11 protein-coding genes, 1 tRNA gene and 1 pseudogene are annotated in these 14,683 nt (G+C 65.6%); 11 read left to right on the forward strand and 2 right to left on the reverse strand.

The features are described from left to right. Positions 1–69: 69 nt before the first annotated feature. Positions 70–2,484, reverse strand: coding sequence for a transglycosylase domain-containing protein (locus BI335_RS12445; RefSeq protein ID WP_094402301.1), 2,415 nt, complete (start codon positions 2,482–2,484; stop codon positions 70–72). Further along, a complete protein-coding gene (locus tag BI335_RS12450) occupies positions 2,477–2,896 on the reverse strand; it encodes a DUF5318 family protein (protein WP_094356775.1) in 420 nt (139 codons plus the stop codon). The genes BI335_RS12445 and BI335_RS12450 overlap by 8 nt, the downstream gene beginning before the upstream one ends. Positions 2,897–3,029: 133 nt before the next feature. Here BI335_RS12450 and BI335_RS21990 point away from each other — a divergent pair, with 133 nt between their 5' ends. The 11 genes and pseudogenes from BI335_RS21990 to BI335_RS12500 all read left to right on the forward strand — a co-directional run bounded on the left by BI335_RS21990 (position 3,030) and on the right by BI335_RS12500 (position 14,671). Next, the gene (locus BI335_RS21990; protein ID WP_208109252.1) at positions 3,030–3,761 is read left to right on the forward strand and encodes a DUF805 domain-containing protein; all 732 of its coding nucleotides are present in this window, start codon (positions 3,030–3,032) and stop codon (positions 3,759–3,761) included. Positions 3,762–3,896: 135 nt separating this feature from the next. Next, entirely contained in the window at positions 3,897–4,754 is an 858-nt protein-coding gene (locus BI335_RS12460; protein WP_094402299.1) for a DUF805 domain-containing protein, read from the forward strand. A gap of 157 nt (positions 4,755–4,911) precedes the next feature. Further along, positions 4,912–4,984 (forward strand) — tRNA-Ala (locus tag BI335_RS12465). A gap of 282 nt (positions 4,985–5,266) precedes the next feature. Further along, positions 5,267–5,989 carry a hypothetical protein gene (locus tag BI335_RS12470; RefSeq protein ID WP_094404378.1) on the forward strand — a complete coding sequence of 241 codons (723 nt, stop codon included), beginning with the start codon at positions 5,267–5,269 and terminating at the stop codon, positions 5,987–5,989. A gap of 87 nt (positions 5,990–6,076) precedes the next feature. Beyond that, complete coding sequence (locus tag BI335_RS12475) at positions 6,077–6,979, forward strand: pPIWI-associating nuclease domain-containing protein (protein ID WP_208109251.1); 903 nt, start codon at positions 6,077–6,079, stop codon at positions 6,977–6,979. Positions 6,980–7,088: 109 nt separating this feature from the next. After that, complete coding sequence (locus BI335_RS12480) at positions 7,089–7,910, forward strand: DNA methyltransferase family protein (RefSeq protein WP_094431308.1); 822 nt, start codon at positions 7,089–7,091, stop codon at positions 7,908–7,910. After that, positions 7,903–8,316 carry a hypothetical protein gene (locus BI335_RS21995; protein ID WP_208109250.1) on the forward strand — a complete coding sequence of 138 codons (414 nt, stop codon included), beginning with the start codon at positions 7,903–7,905 and terminating at the stop codon, positions 8,314–8,316. Before BI335_RS12480 ends, BI335_RS21995 begins: the two co-directional genes overlap by 8 nt. A 15-nt stretch (positions 8,317–8,331) precedes the next feature. Next, positions 8,332–11,214 (forward strand): annotated as a pseudogene (locus tag BI335_RS12485) (DEAD/DEAH box helicase); the annotation flags it as partial. A 2-nt stretch (positions 11,215–11,216) separates the two neighbouring features. Next, positions 11,217–12,272 carry an Eco57I restriction-modification methylase domain-containing protein gene (locus BI335_RS12490; RefSeq protein ID WP_094404375.1) on the forward strand — a complete coding sequence of 352 codons (1,056 nt, stop codon included), beginning with the start codon at positions 11,217–11,219 and terminating at the stop codon, positions 12,270–12,272. A 64-nt stretch (positions 12,273–12,336) separates the two neighbouring features. Continuing rightward, positions 12,337–12,546 (forward strand): helix-turn-helix domain-containing protein, encoded by a 210-nt coding sequence (locus BI335_RS12495; RefSeq protein WP_094404374.1) that lies wholly within the window; start codon positions 12,337–12,339, stop codon positions 12,544–12,546. 88 nt (positions 12,547–12,634) lie between these two features. Next, positions 12,635–14,671: an ATP-binding protein gene (locus tag BI335_RS12500; RefSeq protein WP_094404373.1), complete on the forward strand. Its 2,037-nt coding sequence runs from the start codon at positions 12,635–12,637 to the stop codon at positions 14,669–14,671. Positions 14,672–14,683 lie beyond the last annotated feature (12 nt).

Genomic DNA, 14,683 nt, shown 5'->3' on the forward strand with positions numbered 1-14,683 from the left:
CGCCGTTCCACACCAGGTGGCTGGGCGCACGCGGGCGCGTGCGCAGGAGCCAGACTAGGGGGAATCGGGTTACGGCGTGGCCATCTGCTCCAAGGGGGCCGATTGTGACGGCGCCTGGGTCTCCCGCTGGCCCTGCTGGCCACCGCCGGAACCGCCGCTCCCGGAGCCCCCGGAGCCTCCGGACCCGCCGGATCCACCACCGTTGTTGCCACCCCCGAAGGTCGGCTGCTGGGTGGTCGGCGGCCGGGTGGTCTCGGGCGGCCGGGTGGTCTCCGGCGGCCGGGTGGTCTCCGGCGGCCGCGTCGTGGTCGGCGGCTGGGTGGTGGTGGGCGGCTGGGTGGTCTCCGGCGGACGCGTGGTCTCCGGCGGACGGGTCGTCGAGGGGGCCGCGCTGGAGGCCTGCGGGGTGGGCCGGGCGGTCACCGCGCTCGACTTGGTGGGTGCGGTGTTGCGGGCCTTGTTGCGGTTCACGAAGGCCGGCTTCGGGAAGTCCAGCACCTTCTGGCCCCTGGTCGCGGTCTTCATGTAGTCCGCCCAGGTCATCGCCGGATAGGAGCCGCCGAAGAAGGTCTGGTCCCCGGGCCGGGCGTAGGGGTCGAGGTCACCGGTGCCCTGGTCCCCGGCGACGTACATCACCGCGGTGGAGATCTGCTTGGTGTAGCCGACGAACCAGGACGAGATCACGTCGTCCTCGACACCGGCGGTACCGGTCTTGCCGGCCACCGGGCGGTCCAGGGTGCCGACCGAGCGGCCGGTGCCCTGCTCGACCACGTTGGACAGCGCGTAGGTGACGTCCCGGGCCACACCGGTGTCGAAGGCCTGCTTGCCGGCGGTGTCGGCCTTGTAGATCGAGTTGCCCTGGGCGTCGAAGACCTCGCGGACGACGTGCGGGGTGATCTGCTTGCCGTCGTTGGCGAAGGTGGCGTACGCCCCCGCCATCGCCAGCGGGCTGACCTCCGGGATGCCCAGGGTGATCCGGTTGGAGGCCGGATCCCAGCCGGCGCCGCGCGGGGCACCGGCGTCCTCGGCGGCCTTCAGCACCTTCTCCGGGCCATTGCTCTGGCCGCGGTCGCTGAGCTGGGTGGTCAGATCGACGAAGGCGGTGTTGATCGACTGCGCGGTGGCCTCGATCAGGTTCACCGGCCCGTACTGCATCGAGAACTCGTTGCGGGAGGGCACCGAGTCGCCCTTCGGGGTGAACGTGTCGCCCTGGAAGGTGCTGTAGAGGTTGAACCCGTCGCGCAGCCCGGCGGCCAGCGCGAACGCCTTGTAGGTGGAGCCGGTCTGGCGGGGCGTGGTCGCCCAGTTCTTCTGGCTCTTCAGATAGTCGGGGCCGCCGTAGAGCGCCAGCACCTCACCGGAGGCGTTGTCGACCGAGGCGATGGTGGCGTGCAGGTTGTTCGGGTCCTGCTTCTTGCTGGCCCGGCTGGCGGCCTGCTGGGTGTATTTCTGCGCGGACGCGACGGCGGCGTCCTGGGCGGCCTTGTCGAAGCTGGTCACGATCTTCAGCCCGCCGCCGGCGATGTCGGCCTGGCTGAGACCCTTGGCGGCGAGTTCCTGCTCGACCATCTTGAGCAGGAAGCCGTTCGTCCCGGCGTACCGCTGGTTGCTCGGCACGTCGGGGAACTCCGGCAGCTGCTGGCCGTATTCGGCGGCCTGCGCCTGGGAGATCTTCCCCAGCTCGGCCATCCCCTGGAGGGTGTAGCGGTAGCGGTCCAGCAGCCGCTGCTGGTCGTCGGGGTCGCTCGGGTCGAAGGCGGAGGGGTTGTTCACGATGCTGGCCAGCACCGCGGCCTGCGGGACGCTCAGCTTCTCGGCGTCGATGTTGAAGTACGCCCGGCTGGCGGCCTGGATGCCGTAGGCGCCGCGACCGAAGTAGATGGTGTTCAGGTAGCCCTGCAGGATCTGCTCCTTGGGCACCTCGCGGCCGAGCTTGACGGCCAGGAAGAGCTCCTTGAACTTGCGGTTCAGGGTGCGCTCAGAGTTCAGGTAGAGGATCTTGATGTACTGCTGGGTGATCGTCGACCCGCCCTGCATCTCCCCGCCGCGGGCGATCGTGTACGCCGCCCGGATCATCCCGGAGATCGAGATGCCGCCGTCGGTCCAGAAGGTGCGGTTCTCGGCGGCGACCACGGCGTCCTTGATCGAGGCCGGCATCTTGTCGTAGTCGATCGACTGCCGGTTCTGGATCATGAAATTGCCGAGCTTGGTCTCCCCGTCGTTGAAGTAGACGTAGGAGGTGTTGGTCTGGAACTCGGCGTTCGGGTCGGGGATGGTGGTGCGCTGGTACGCCCAGGCGACGCCGACGATGCCGGCGATCGCGCCGACCAGGCCGAGCACGAGGGCGCCGGTGAGCACGCGCAGCGCGATGGTCCTGCCCCTGCTGCGTGGCTTGGCACCGCCGCCCCCGCGCTTCTGGTTCGACCTCCGTGGGCTGCTACCCGTGGACTTCGAGCTGGCAGAGCGTTTGGCGGGTTCAGCCATAGATATCCTCAACGGTTTGCTGGCGGCGCGGTGGACGACGCTTGCGGCCGTCCCCGAGCAGATAGGACTGGATCATGTGGTTCCACCCGCACTCGGTGCAGACCTCGACCACGCACACCTTGAACTCCCCGAACTCGTCCTGCATGGCTTCGAGTTCGTGGGTGTTCTTGATCCGGCCGGAGTACTGACCGAGCTGGTCACCGAACACGTAGTTCAGGTGGACCATCGGCTGGTGCCGGCAGATCGGGCACGGGTCGTCGGCTTCTTCGCCGTGGTGCAGGGCGGCTCGGATCAACATCGGGTCGGCGTCGCAGGCGTCGTTCGGGGTGAGCGTACGCACGCGCGACCGCAGCGCCGAGAGGGTGTTCCGGCGCTGCAGCGAGTAGTCGATGACCTCCCTGCGGGACCACATGGGCTCTAGGGTACGTCGCCGATCCATGGCTGGCCTGCCGCGGAACCGCGTGGGGGGCAGGTTCGGCACCGTTGTCGGACCCCTGCCGTGAAAGACTGGACCACGGTCGCAGACGCAGCCATTGGCGTACCGAATGAGAGAGGTCGACGTGAGCCAGCAGGGTTACGGACAGGGTCACGACCCGAACGGATACCAGAACGGGCCGGGTCACGGGCAGCAGCCGTCCGGTTATGGGCAGTCCGGTTATGGGCAGTCGGGCTATGGTCAGCAGTCGGCGTACGGCCAGGAGCAGACCAGCGAACCGAGCGGCTACATCGGCCACGATCCCTACGCGCCGCAGCAGCAGGGTTACCAGCAGCAGCCGTACGGGCAGCCCTACCCGGCCCCGGGGGCGTACGGACCGGGCTATGGGATGTACGCCTACGACGCGGCGCATCCGCCGCGACCCTCGGTCGGTTTCGGCACCGCGATCAGGCTGATGTTCAAGAACTACGCCAACTTCTATGGCCGGGCATCCCGGTCGGAGTACTGGTGGGTGCAGTTGGCCCTGCTCGTGGTCTACCTGGTGTTCACGGCTGCCGTCGTTGCGGTGGTGACGATCGGCGGCAACTCCGGATCGGGTACCGAGGGACCGGGCGTGGTGCTCATGCTGGTGATGTTCGTCGGCATGCTGGCGGTGTTCGTCCCGCTGCTGGCGCTGCAGGTACGCCGCCTGCACGACGCCGGTTTCTCCGGTTTCATGACGCTCATCGGGATGGTGCCCTACGTCGGCTGGATCGCCCCGCTGGTGATGTGCTGCATGGAATCCAAGCCCGAGGGCGTCCGCTATGACAACCCGGACGGCACTCAGCCGGCGGTGGACTGACCGAGCGATTCACTGGGCGGCGAAGTTGTCACCGGATTGTTGCCCGGCTGATGGGGTCGAATCGGTGGAAATGGAACCTGGGATACGGCAGGCTCGTCAGCGCAGCGGCATCTGCCACTCAATGAAGGGGAGAGAATGAGCTACGGCAACAACAATTACGGCCAGGGCGGCGGCTACGGCCAGGGCCAGGGCGGTGAGGGCCAGTACCCCCAGCAGGGTGGCTACGGGCAGAGCGGCCAGGGCGACTACGGCCAGTCCGGCGGTTACGGGCAGGGCGCCGACTACGGGCAGCAGTCCGGTGGTTACGGCCAGAGCGATTACGGCCAGCAGTCCGGTGGCTATGGTCAGCCCTCGGCCAACGAGTACGGCCAGCAGTCGGCCAACGAGTACGGCCAGCAGCAGGCGGCCTACGGCCAGCAGGAGTACGGGCAGCAGGACTACGGCCAGCAGCAGAGCGGCTACGAGCAGCAGGGTTACGACCAGGGCGGTTACGGAGCCGGTGGTTACGGCACCGAGACCCAGCCCTACGGTGCGGGTTACGGCGCCGCCGCGGGTGCCGGTGCGCCGCGTCCGAGCGTCGGCTTCGGCCAGGCGATCAAGCTCTACTTCAAGAACTACGCGCAGTTCTACGGCCGCGCCTCGAAGTCCGAGTACTGGTGGCCGTTCCTGCTGCAGGTGATCGTGGGCCTGGTCCTCTACCTGCCGGCGACGATCATGACCACCAACGCGGCAAGCAGCGGTGACACGGCGCCGGGCATGGCGACCGCACTGATCGGGCTGTACGGGCTCTGGGCCCTCGCGACCCTGATCCCGAGCCTCTCCAGCGCCGTGCGCCGACTGCACGACACGGGCAAGTCCGGCTGGATGTACCTGTTGAGCCTGATCCCGTTCGTCGGCGGCATCATCCTGCTCGTCCTCCTGGCCGGCGAGTCCAAGCCGGAGGGCGTCCAGTACGACAACCCGGACGGCTCGCAGCCCGTTTCCCAGGCCTGAGCCACCGCTTCGGCAACCGAGGGGGCGTCACCATCGCGGTGGCGCCCCCTTCGCCTTGCCGGTACGCTTGATCTTCGGCCCGCGCGGTACCAGCCTTGGGGCTATGGCGCAATTGGTAGCGCACCTGCTTTGCAAGCAGGCTGCTACAACTCAATACGGGGCGTTAGCTCAGCTGGTAGAGCACCGCTTTTGCAAGGCGGGGGTCAGGGGTTCGACTCCCCTACGCTCCACAAAACCGCAGGTCAGAGGCCGTTTCCACGAGGTGGGGACGGCCTCTTCCGTTGCTCGGCGGCTCGGCAGGTGCCTCGACTACTAGTAGCGATATAATGAATCTTGGTAGTAATCCGTGTTGAGTTGCGTGCGTCTTGTGCGCCCCCCTCGACCTGCGGAAACACGAGGCGGCTCCCACACCGATCTGACCTGGTGCGCCCGGTGCGCCCTAGCAGATTCAGGTCGTCGACCACGACTTCCGCCGTCCACGGCGGTCCCTTGAGGTGGGTTAGCGTCGATGCATGGTGGAGATCACGGACTACGAGCGGCGCGGGGACCTGGACGCTCCGTTCGAGCCGACCAAGAAGGCCGAGTGGGCTCAGAGGCAGAGCGAGCAGATTCGTGATGCGGTCAGGTGTGAGGTCCCCTCGCTGACCTGGGAGCAATACGTCGCCGGGGAGCCGTGTCCTGGCTGCGGGCGGCCGTATCGGGACGAAGAGCACTGGGAGTCCAAGGGGACGATGTACTTCACCGACGAGGAACGTGCCCGGTATGACGCCGAGCAAGAGCGCTACAAGCGGGACCACCCCGCCTGCGGCTCTCATCGGCACCCGGTCTCGGGGTCGCTGACCACTCACTGCGGCAAGTGCTGCCCGCCTCCGCCGATGTCGCCCTCGCAGAGGGATGAGATCGCGCGGCTGCTCGGACGACCGACGCCACCCCAGCAACTGATGAGGTGGCGGCTCCGCCTCTACTTCGGCCACGTCGTGGAGCGGACCGCGCACTACACGCACAAGACCCTCCACGCGGCGTTCATGAGCGCGAGGGCCTGTCCAGAGTGCGGCCTCGACCCCGCGACCATCGTCGACGGCGAGGCCATCGGGCTGAAGGCCGAGGGGCCGAGCGCACGTGGACCTGCCGCCGAGGCTGCGAAGTCCAAGCGGTCGGCGAAGCCGACGAAGGCCGAGCTGGAGGCAAGAGTTCGGGAACTGGAGGCGGAGGCGCAGCGGCTCCAGGAGGGCTGAGCGACAGTGCCCATCACCTACATGACCGGTGTGCCCGGCGTGACAACTGTGGCCGGAACTGTCGGTGCCAGTAGCCATACTCAGGGCATGGTCCGGAAGATGACTCCCGCGCAGTTCAAGGCCGCAGTGAACAAGGCGCAGCGCGAGCAGAAGCAGGCGATCGACAAGTACAACCGCGAGGCCCGGCGGAACAATGCCGCGGTTAAGAGGGCCTTCGACGACTACAACCGCGACGTGCGGGCCTACAACGCCAAGGCGCGCGCCCACAACGCCCGGGTCGAGAACCAGCGCCGACGGCTCGAGCAGGAGATTCGTCGCCTGAACTCCCGCCCAGCGACGACCTTCGTCACCTATCGCGCGTCAGTCGAGTCTCTCACTCGGACGTACGCCGAGACCGAGGACAGGCTGGCCGGACGGCCGGTCGCACCGGCGGGACGCGAGCTGATCGACCTCGGAAGCGAGGAGGCGGCCAACAGCGCCTACTTTCTAAACGCGATGGAGGGCGACGGCACGCCCGAGGACGACCCCACCGAGGACGAGCTGCGGAGCCCGAGCATGCAGACCGAACTCGCGACGTTTGGGCAGGACCTGGTCGACCGATGGACGGGAGCACTGTTCTCCCTTAGCCCGCGCAACCCTGATGCCGCACGCCACTTCTGCACCAGCGCCCGAGAGGTGCTGATCGCGATGATTGATGGCGCAGCGCCAGACTCCCGGGTCGCGGAGGTCGAGCCTAGCTGTGACCGTACGGACAAGGGGGTGCCAACCCGGCGAGCCAAGGTCGGCTTCCTCCTGAGGCGCAAGGGCATCGAGGAAGAATCGATCGAGACCCTGGTCGAGGAGGACATGGACAACGTCCTCGGGCTGTTTCGCGAGTTCAACAACGGGACGCATGGCCACGCCGGCCGGTTCACCATCACCCAGCTCAACGCGCTGCGCATCCGCGTCGAGTCGGCGATCGGCTTCATACACGCGCTCTGCACCGTCTGAGCCTCGGCTGCGTAACGAGCGGGCCCTTGACACGAGACGAAATGCCACGTTCCTGATACACGAAGCGATGTAAAGTCCTTGATACAGGGTACGGATCGAGAAGGAACAGGTGAACATGGCCGAGTCGGCAATCGCACCCTCGGCAGTTCCGCCGGCGATGGCCCCCATGCGTGCGGCGCGCCGAAGCACGAACTCCTTCGCGGCATCCGACGTCGACGAGGACGCTCTCTCGCCGTACGACGATGCCCCGGTTCCGCTGACCTCCTACCGACGGACGATCACCATGAGCTCCCCTGATGCAGACCGCCTCTTCATGAAGTCGCGGCACCGCGTCAAGACGTACGGCGAGGTCTTCACACCGCGCGCGATGGTCGATCAGATGCTTGATCTCGTCAGCGACGATCTCGAGGCTGGAGAGGGCTTCGTCGACAAGACGTTCCTGGAACCCGCGGCGGGCGACGGTAACTTCCTGGTCGCGATCGTGCAGCGCAAGCTTGCCACCATCGAGAGGCAGCTCGACCCATCGGTCTGGCCGCGCGAGTCCTTGTTCGCGCTTGCCTCGATCTACGCGATCGAGCTGCTCGAGGACAACCACCGAGACGCGCAGGAGGCGCTCGTCAACGAGTTCGTGAAGTTCCACGAGTCGCACGGCACGCGCTGCAGCCCTCGCACTGACCTCTATCGCGCCGCGACCTTCCTCGTCGCGACGAACATCGTCCGCGGCAACACGCTCACCGGGCGGACGCCGGGCGGCGAGGAGATCGAGTTCTCGTGGTGGACCCGGCAAGCAAATGATCCATCGATGGTCAAGAGAGAGCCGTTCACCTTTAACGCGCTGCGCGAGGTCGGAGCCTTTGACTTCAGCGTGTACGCCTCGTACGAGCCGTGCCCGATCCGCCACGTCCACAAGATGGCGAACTCCGATGTCTAGCCCGAAGATCAGCACATTCCGGAAGATCACACCGCAGATCTACTCGTGGACCACGACCGATATCCCGAAGTACGCGGGCTGGGAGAAGATCGGGTACACCGAGCAGGAGGGCGGCGCGAAGGCGCGCATCGACCAGCAGGCGTCGCAGCTGTCGATCAGCAAGACGGTCAACTGGGTCTTCAAGGCGACATACATGACGCCTGACGGCGGGCGGTTCACCGACCACGACTTCCACGCCTACCTCAGGCAGCACGGCATCAAACGCGACGGCGTCCCGGCGACGCCTGAGCGGCCGAAGCGCACGGAGTGGCACCGGTTCGACGGCGCACCGAAGACCTCTCGGCAGTACTTTCTGGATTTCGCATCGGGCGATTTCTCGATCGACGCTTCGGGCATCCTGGAATAGGACTACGAGCTTCGTCCGGAGCAGAGTGCGGCCGTGGAGCAGGCTCTCGAGGCGTTCGGAGCCGGCAAGACCGAGGTGCTCTGGAACGCCAAGCCGCGCTTCGGCAAGACCCTCACCACCTACGACCTCATGCGGCGACTCGACGCGCGCCGGGTGCTCATCGTCACGAACCGGCCCGCGATCGCGAATTCATGGCTCGACGACTTTCTGCGCTTCATTGGGCACCAGACGACCTATCGGTTCGTCTCGGAGTCGGCATCCCTCAACGGTCGCCCGACGATGACGCGCGACCAGTGGTCGGCATACGTCTCGCACACGAACGACGACGATCCGCGCATCGTCGAGTTCCTCTCCCTGCAGGACCTCAAGGGCTCGGTGTACTTCGGCGGCAGCCACGAGAAGCTGAAGCACATCGCGCAGTTCGAGTGGGACCTGCTCGTCATCGACGAGGCGCACGAGGGCGTCGACACGACCAAGACCGACGTCGCCTTCGACCAGATCAAGCGTCGGCGGACGCTGCACCTGTCGGGCACGCCATTCAAGGCGCTCGCGGCTGGCAAGTTCGACCAGGACCAGATCTTCAACTGGACCTATGAGGATGAGCAGACCGCGCGCGCCGAGTGGGACGACCCCGAGTTGGAGAACCCGTACGAGGCGCTGCCCACGCTCAACCTGCTCACTTACCAGGTGTCGCGGATGATCAGCGATCGCCTCGCTGAGGGCGTCGCGATCGCCGAGGACGAGGCGAACATCGACTACGCCTTCGACCTCGGAGAGTTCTTCCGGACCAAGGACAACGGATACTTCGAGCACGAAGCCGACGTCCAGACGTTTCTCGACCGCCTCTCGGTGAACGAGAAGTACCCGTTCTCGACTCCTGAGCTTCGTGACGAGATCCGGCACTCCTTCTGGCTGCTCGACCGCGTCGCCTCGGCGAAGGCTCTCCAGCGGATGCTGAACAAGCACGAGGTGTTCAAGGAGTACACAGTCGTGCTGGCCGCCGGCGACGGCCGCGGTGCGGACGACGACAGCGACCTCGTGCAGTCGAAGGCGTCCCTCGACAAGGTCCGCGAGGCCATTGCCGAGGCAGAAGAGACCGGCGGCAGGACGATCACGCTCTCGGTCGGCCAGCTCACCACCGGCGTGACGATCCCCGAGTGGACTGCCGTCGTGATGCTCTCCAACGTGACTTCACCTGCGCTGTACATGCAGGCGGCGTTCCGCGCCCAGAATCCGTGCACCTTCGAGCGCGACGGACAGGTCTACCAAAAGAAGAACGCCTACATCTTCGACTTCGCGCCAGAGCGCACGCTCACGATCTTCGACGAGTTCGCGAACAACCTCCGCCCGAACCCCTCTGGCGACGAGGGAGTGCGCCGCGAGAACATCAAGACACTCCTGAACTTCTTTCCCGTCATCGGCGAGGACGCCGAGGGCAGAATGGTCGAACTGGACGCTTCCCAGGTCCTTACGTTCCCCAAGGTGTTCAAGGCCCGCGAAGTCGTGCGCCGTGGCTTCCTCTCGAACCTGCTGTTCGCGAACGTCGCCGGGATCTTCCGGTACTCCGACCACGTCAAGAAGATCCTCGACAAGCTTCCGACCGCCGAGCAGGGGAAGCTCAAGAAGAAGGATCTCGAGCTGCCCGAGCCGATGCCGAACGTGGACCGGGACGGCAACGCCGAGGTCGACATGGAGACTGTCATCAACCCGAAGGTCGCCGAGCTCGGCGCTCCGGTGTGGCGGGTCGAGGACATCCCGCCGACCGATCCGGGTGCTTCCACGGCTGAGGTGGCCAAGAAGCTGGCTAAGCTCGTGACCGAGAAGGCCCGCGATACCCGCGAGAAGCTGCAGACCGAGTATGGGCTGACCAAGAAGCAGGTTGAGCGCGACGAGAAGGCCACTGAAGCAGAGGTCGCTCGGAAGTACGAGCGTGTGCGCGTCGAGCACGAAATCGCATCGAAGCACCTCCAGGACGAGCTGGCCGAGGCACCGACCGAAGCAGAAGCCTCAGCGATCGCGGCAAAGAAGGCCGAGCAGGACAAAGCCTTCCACGACAGCGTCGCCGAGATCTTGATGGAGACGTCCGAGTCGATCACCAGGACGGTGGTCGAGCGGGAGGAGGAGAAGAAGGAGCAAAAGCGGGCCGATAAGACTATGGACGACGCGCGCTCGCACCTACGCGGCTTCGCCCGCACGATCCCGATGTTCCTCATGGCCTACGGTGACCGGGACACTCGGCTGTCGAACTTCGACGACTACACGCCCGACGACGTGTTCGAAGAGATCACTGGCATCAGTGAGGTCGAGTTCCGCCTCCTGCGCGATGGCCAGCAGGTCACCGAGCAAGACGGCACGGTCACGATGATCCCGGGTCTCTTCGACGAGGCCGTATTCGATCAGTCAATCCAAGAGTTCCTCGACAAGAAGGAAGCTTTGGCGGACTACTTCGACGACACGCAGACCGAGAACATCTTCGCCTACATCCCGCAGCAGAAGACCTCGCTCGTCTTCACGCCACAGCCCGTGGTCAAGATGATGGTCGACATCCTCGAGCAGGAGAACCCTGGGATCTTCTCCGACCCCGAGAAGACCTTCGCTGATCTGTTCTCCACAGCGGGTCTCTTCCTCATGGAGCTGGTGCGCCGTCTTGAGACGGGGTTGGCCAGCCGGATGCCGGATCCGAAGGAGCGGCTCAAACACATCCTGACCAAGCAACTGTTTGAGATGAGCCACAGCCGGATCTTCCACGAGATCACGCTCGAAGCCGTCTCGGGCGGCGTCGAGGAGCGCAAGGACTGGCTGCGTTCCTCCGGGCACTTCCGGTGGGGCAACATCGCGAAGATGACCAGCGCCCAGCGCGCGAAGATTGTCGACGACATGCTGACGGAAGGCGACTGACCATGGTGAAGAAGTTCGATGTCGTGATCGGCAACCCGCCATACCAAGAAGATTCGGTCGGCGAATCAACGCACAATATGCCGATCTACCACCTGTTCATGGACGCGGTCTACGAAGTCGGCACCAAAGTCGTACTCATCACACCGGCACGATTCCTGTCCAACGCGGGCTTCACGCCGAAGCCGTGGAACAAGAAGATGCTCGCTGATGAGCACCTGACCGTGGCTCACTTCGAACCCGATTCGAACCGCCTGTTTCCGGGGCTCGCGGACCCGATCAAGGGTGGCATCGCCGTCACTTACCGTGATTCGGAGCGCGAGCTCGGCCCGATCGGCTTCTTCACCAAGTTCCCCGAACTCAACGCGATCCTGCTGAAGGTCGAGGCCTCGGACGACTCCTCTCTCACCAACCTGGGCATCACCAACGACCGTCAGCATCGCTACACGGACAAGATGCACTCAGAGAACCCTGGTGCACGGGCGCTGATGTCGAAAGACAATCCGTACAAGCTTGACGCCAGCGCCTTCGGACGGCTCCCGTTCCTCTTCCACGAGCACAAGCCTTCTGACGAGCACGACTACGTCGAAGTGCTCGGTCTCTACGAGCGGAAGCGCACAACCCGGTGGCTTCGCCGCGAATACATCACGGGCCCTTCATCGTTTGATGCTTTTAAGGTTGCCCTCCCTGAAGCGAACGGGACGGGAGCGACAACAGACTTCTTCGGCGTAGCGCTGAACAACCCGACAGTGCTCGGTCCAGGAGTGGCGGTGACCAGCACGTTCCTCACCATCGGATCTTTTGCGTCAGAGGCCGAGGCCGAGGCGTTGCTGAAGTACGTGAAGTCGAAGTTCGCTCGCGCGATGCTCGGAGTCCTCAAGGTGACGCAGCACACCGCTGCGCACACCTGGCGACACGTCCCGAACCAGGACTTCACCACGGACTCTGACATCGACTGGTCGCTGTCGATCTCCGAGATCGATCAGCGGCTGTACGCGAAGTACGGCCTCGACGATGCCGAGATCGAGTTCATCGAGTCGCGCGTCAAGCCGATGGCCTGACACCTTCGCATGACGCCGCCCTGAATCGCCACCCTCACCCAGGATCTAAGGAACGCCAGTGAGCATGGACCAACCGGAGCAGCACGGTTTCGGCGACGTGATCCGCGAGGCCCGGAAGAAGCAGGGATGGTCGCAGGCGGAGCTCGGGGAGAAGTCCGGTCTGTCGCGCCCGACCATCGCGCGCGTCGAGGCGAACAACGACGTGACGACTGCGACCATCGCGAAGGTCGCGCAGGCGCTCGGTCTGAAGCTCGAGCTCCGGGACGGCGGCTGACCGTGGGAGCAGCTCCGATCGCGCCTGCGCACCGTTCGTGTCGGTGGCCGACGCTAGGGTCGCCTCGACGGCGGGGAAGGGATGGATCATGGCGCTGACGACGTCCCTGGCGGGCAGAGTCCGGAACACGAGCCTGCCCAAGAGCCATGCCCTCCTGCCGCTCCTCGAGGCGATCGTCAACGGCATCCAGGCGATCGACGCGCGGCCCGGCTCCGACGATCCTGGACGGATCGACGTGAGGGTGCACCGAGACTCCCAGGCCGAGTTCGACTTCGGCCCTGCCGGCCCCGGGCGCGCCCCCATGAAGCCGATCATCGGGTTCACCGTCTCGGACGACGGCGTTGGATTCACGCCGCAGAACATGTCCTCGTTCGAGACGCTGGACAGCGACTTCAAGGCCGACCTCGGCTGCCGCGGCGTGGGGCGACTGCTCTGGCTGAAAGCCTTCGACATGGTGTCCGTCCGCAGCGCGTACGAGGACGGCGACGGGAAGCTCCGAGGTCGCCAGTTCAGGTTCTCCGTAGCTCAGGAGGTCGAGCACGATGGGGACGCAGACGGCTTCGCGCGCCCGGGAGCGGTCATCAGTCTCGACGGCTTCAAGAAGTCGTTCCAGCAGAACGCTCCGAAGGGCGTCGACGCGATCGCGCGAGAGATCTTCGAGCACTGCATCTGGTACTTCCTCCGCCCCGGAGGTGCCCCCGTCGTGACGGTCGCGGACGACGACGAGTCGGTGTCCCTGGCGGACTTGATGGACGAGTTCGTCGACTCGGCGATGACGTCGTCGACGATCGAGGTCAAGGGCCAGAAGTTCGACATGCTCAACCTCCGGCTGAAGGCGACCGCGCGGAACTCCGTCCCGCGCCTGCACTGGTGCGCGGCGAGCCGCGTCGTCATCGAGGAGAACCTGAGCGGCAAGGTGCCGGGGCTCCACGGCAGGCTCGCGGACGAGGCCTCCGGCGAGTTCGTCTACGCGTGCTACCTGACGTCGGACTTCCTCGACGAGCGCGTGCGCTCCGACCGGACCGCATTCGACATCAGCGACCGGATACCCGGTCAGCCGCTCGTCGACGACCTCTCGCTGGACGATATCCGCGAGGCCGTGCTCGAGGAGGTGGCCAAGATCCTCAAGGATCCGCTCGAGTCAGCCCGCGAGCAGGGCAAGCAGCGGATCCACGACTACGTGGCGAAGCGGGCCCCGCGGTACCGGCCGGTGCTGGCAAAGATCGAGGAGCGCGGCATCACGGTCGACCCGTCGGTCAAGGACCAGGACCTCGAGCTGCAGCTCCACAAGCATCTGCAGAAGATCGAGTCCGAGGCGTTCGTGAAGGGGCAGGAGATCTTCGCGGAGGCCGAGGCAGACCCCTCGGACGACTTCGCGGAGCGGCTCGCCGGCTACCTCGCGACGGTCAGCGAGATCAACCAGTCCGACCTGGCCGCTTACGTCTCGCGCCGCCGCACGGTCCTGGACCTGCTCGGTCGCCTGATCCGCGCCGACCAGGACGGGAAGTACAGCCGGGAGGACGCGATCCACTCGCTGATCGTCCCGATGCGCACGGAGTCGAACGACCTCGCCTCCGACGGATCGAACCTGTGGATCATCGACGAGAGGCTGGCGTTCCACGACTACCTCGCATCGGACAAGACGCTCAAGAGCATGCCGGTCACCGGGTCCGAGTCGACGAAGGAGCCCGACGTCCTCTCGACACGGCTCATCGATTCGCCGGTGCTCGCCGCGGAGGGGCAGAAGCTACCGCTGCCGTCGATCGTCGTGGTCGAGATCAAGCGCCCGATGCGCAAGGACGCCACCGAGGACAAGAACCCGATCCAGCAGTGCCTCGACTACGTGAAGCGGATCCGCGCCGGCGGCGTGATGACCGCGACGGGCCGGCCGATCCCGCCGACCCAGGAGCCGCCGGCGTTCTGCTACATCATCGCCGACCTCACGGAGAAGATGATCGAGCGGTGCGAGATCTCCGACCTGCGTCCCACCCACGACGGCCTCGGGTACTTCGGCTACAACAATGCCGCCAAGGCCTACATCGAGGTCATGAGCTTCGACGGGCTGGTCAACGCGGCCACTGAGCGCAACAGGGCGTTCTTCGACAAGCTGGGACTGCCCACTTGAGCCCCTCGAAGA

Source organism: Enemella evansiae, assembly GCF_002250705.1.
GTDB classification, from domain to species: Bacteria; Actinomycetota; Actinomycetes; order Propionibacteriales; family Propionibacteriaceae; genus Enemella; species Enemella evansiae.

Excerpts from the sequence above, each read along its gene's own strand:
- BI335_RS12445 (WP_094402301.1), bottom strand. The coding sequence starts at position 2,484 with ATGGCTGAACCCGCCAAACGCTCTGCCAGCTCGAAGTCCACGGGTAGC.
- BI335_RS12450 (WP_094356775.1), bottom strand. The coding sequence starts at position 2,896 with ATGTGGTCCCGCAGGGAGGTCATCGACTACTCGCTGCAGCGCCGGAAC.
- BI335_RS21990 (WP_208109252.1), top strand. The coding sequence starts at position 3,030 with ATGAGAGAGGTCGACGTGAGCCAGCAGGGTTACGGACAGGGTCACGAC.
- BI335_RS12460 (WP_094402299.1), top strand. The coding sequence starts at position 3,897 with ATGAGCTACGGCAACAACAATTACGGCCAGGGCGGCGGCTACGGCCAG.
- BI335_RS12470 (WP_094404378.1), top strand. The coding sequence starts at position 5,267 with ATGGTGGAGATCACGGACTACGAGCGGCGCGGGGACCTGGACGCTCCG.
- BI335_RS12475 (WP_208109251.1), top strand. The coding sequence starts at position 6,077 with ATGGTCCGGAAGATGACTCCCGCGCAGTTCAAGGCCGCAGTGAACAAG.
- BI335_RS21995 (WP_208109250.1), top strand. The coding sequence starts at position 7,903 with ATGTCTAGCCCGAAGATCAGCACATTCCGGAAGATCACACCGCAGATC.
- BI335_RS12490 (WP_094404375.1), top strand. The coding sequence starts at position 11,217 with ATGGTGAAGAAGTTCGATGTCGTGATCGGCAACCCGCCATACCAAGAA.
- BI335_RS12495 (WP_094404374.1), top strand. The coding sequence starts at position 12,337 with ATGGACCAACCGGAGCAGCACGGTTTCGGCGACGTGATCCGCGAGGCC.
- BI335_RS12500 (WP_094404373.1), top strand. The coding sequence starts at position 12,635 with ATGGCGCTGACGACGTCCCTGGCGGGCAGAGTCCGGAACACGAGCCTG.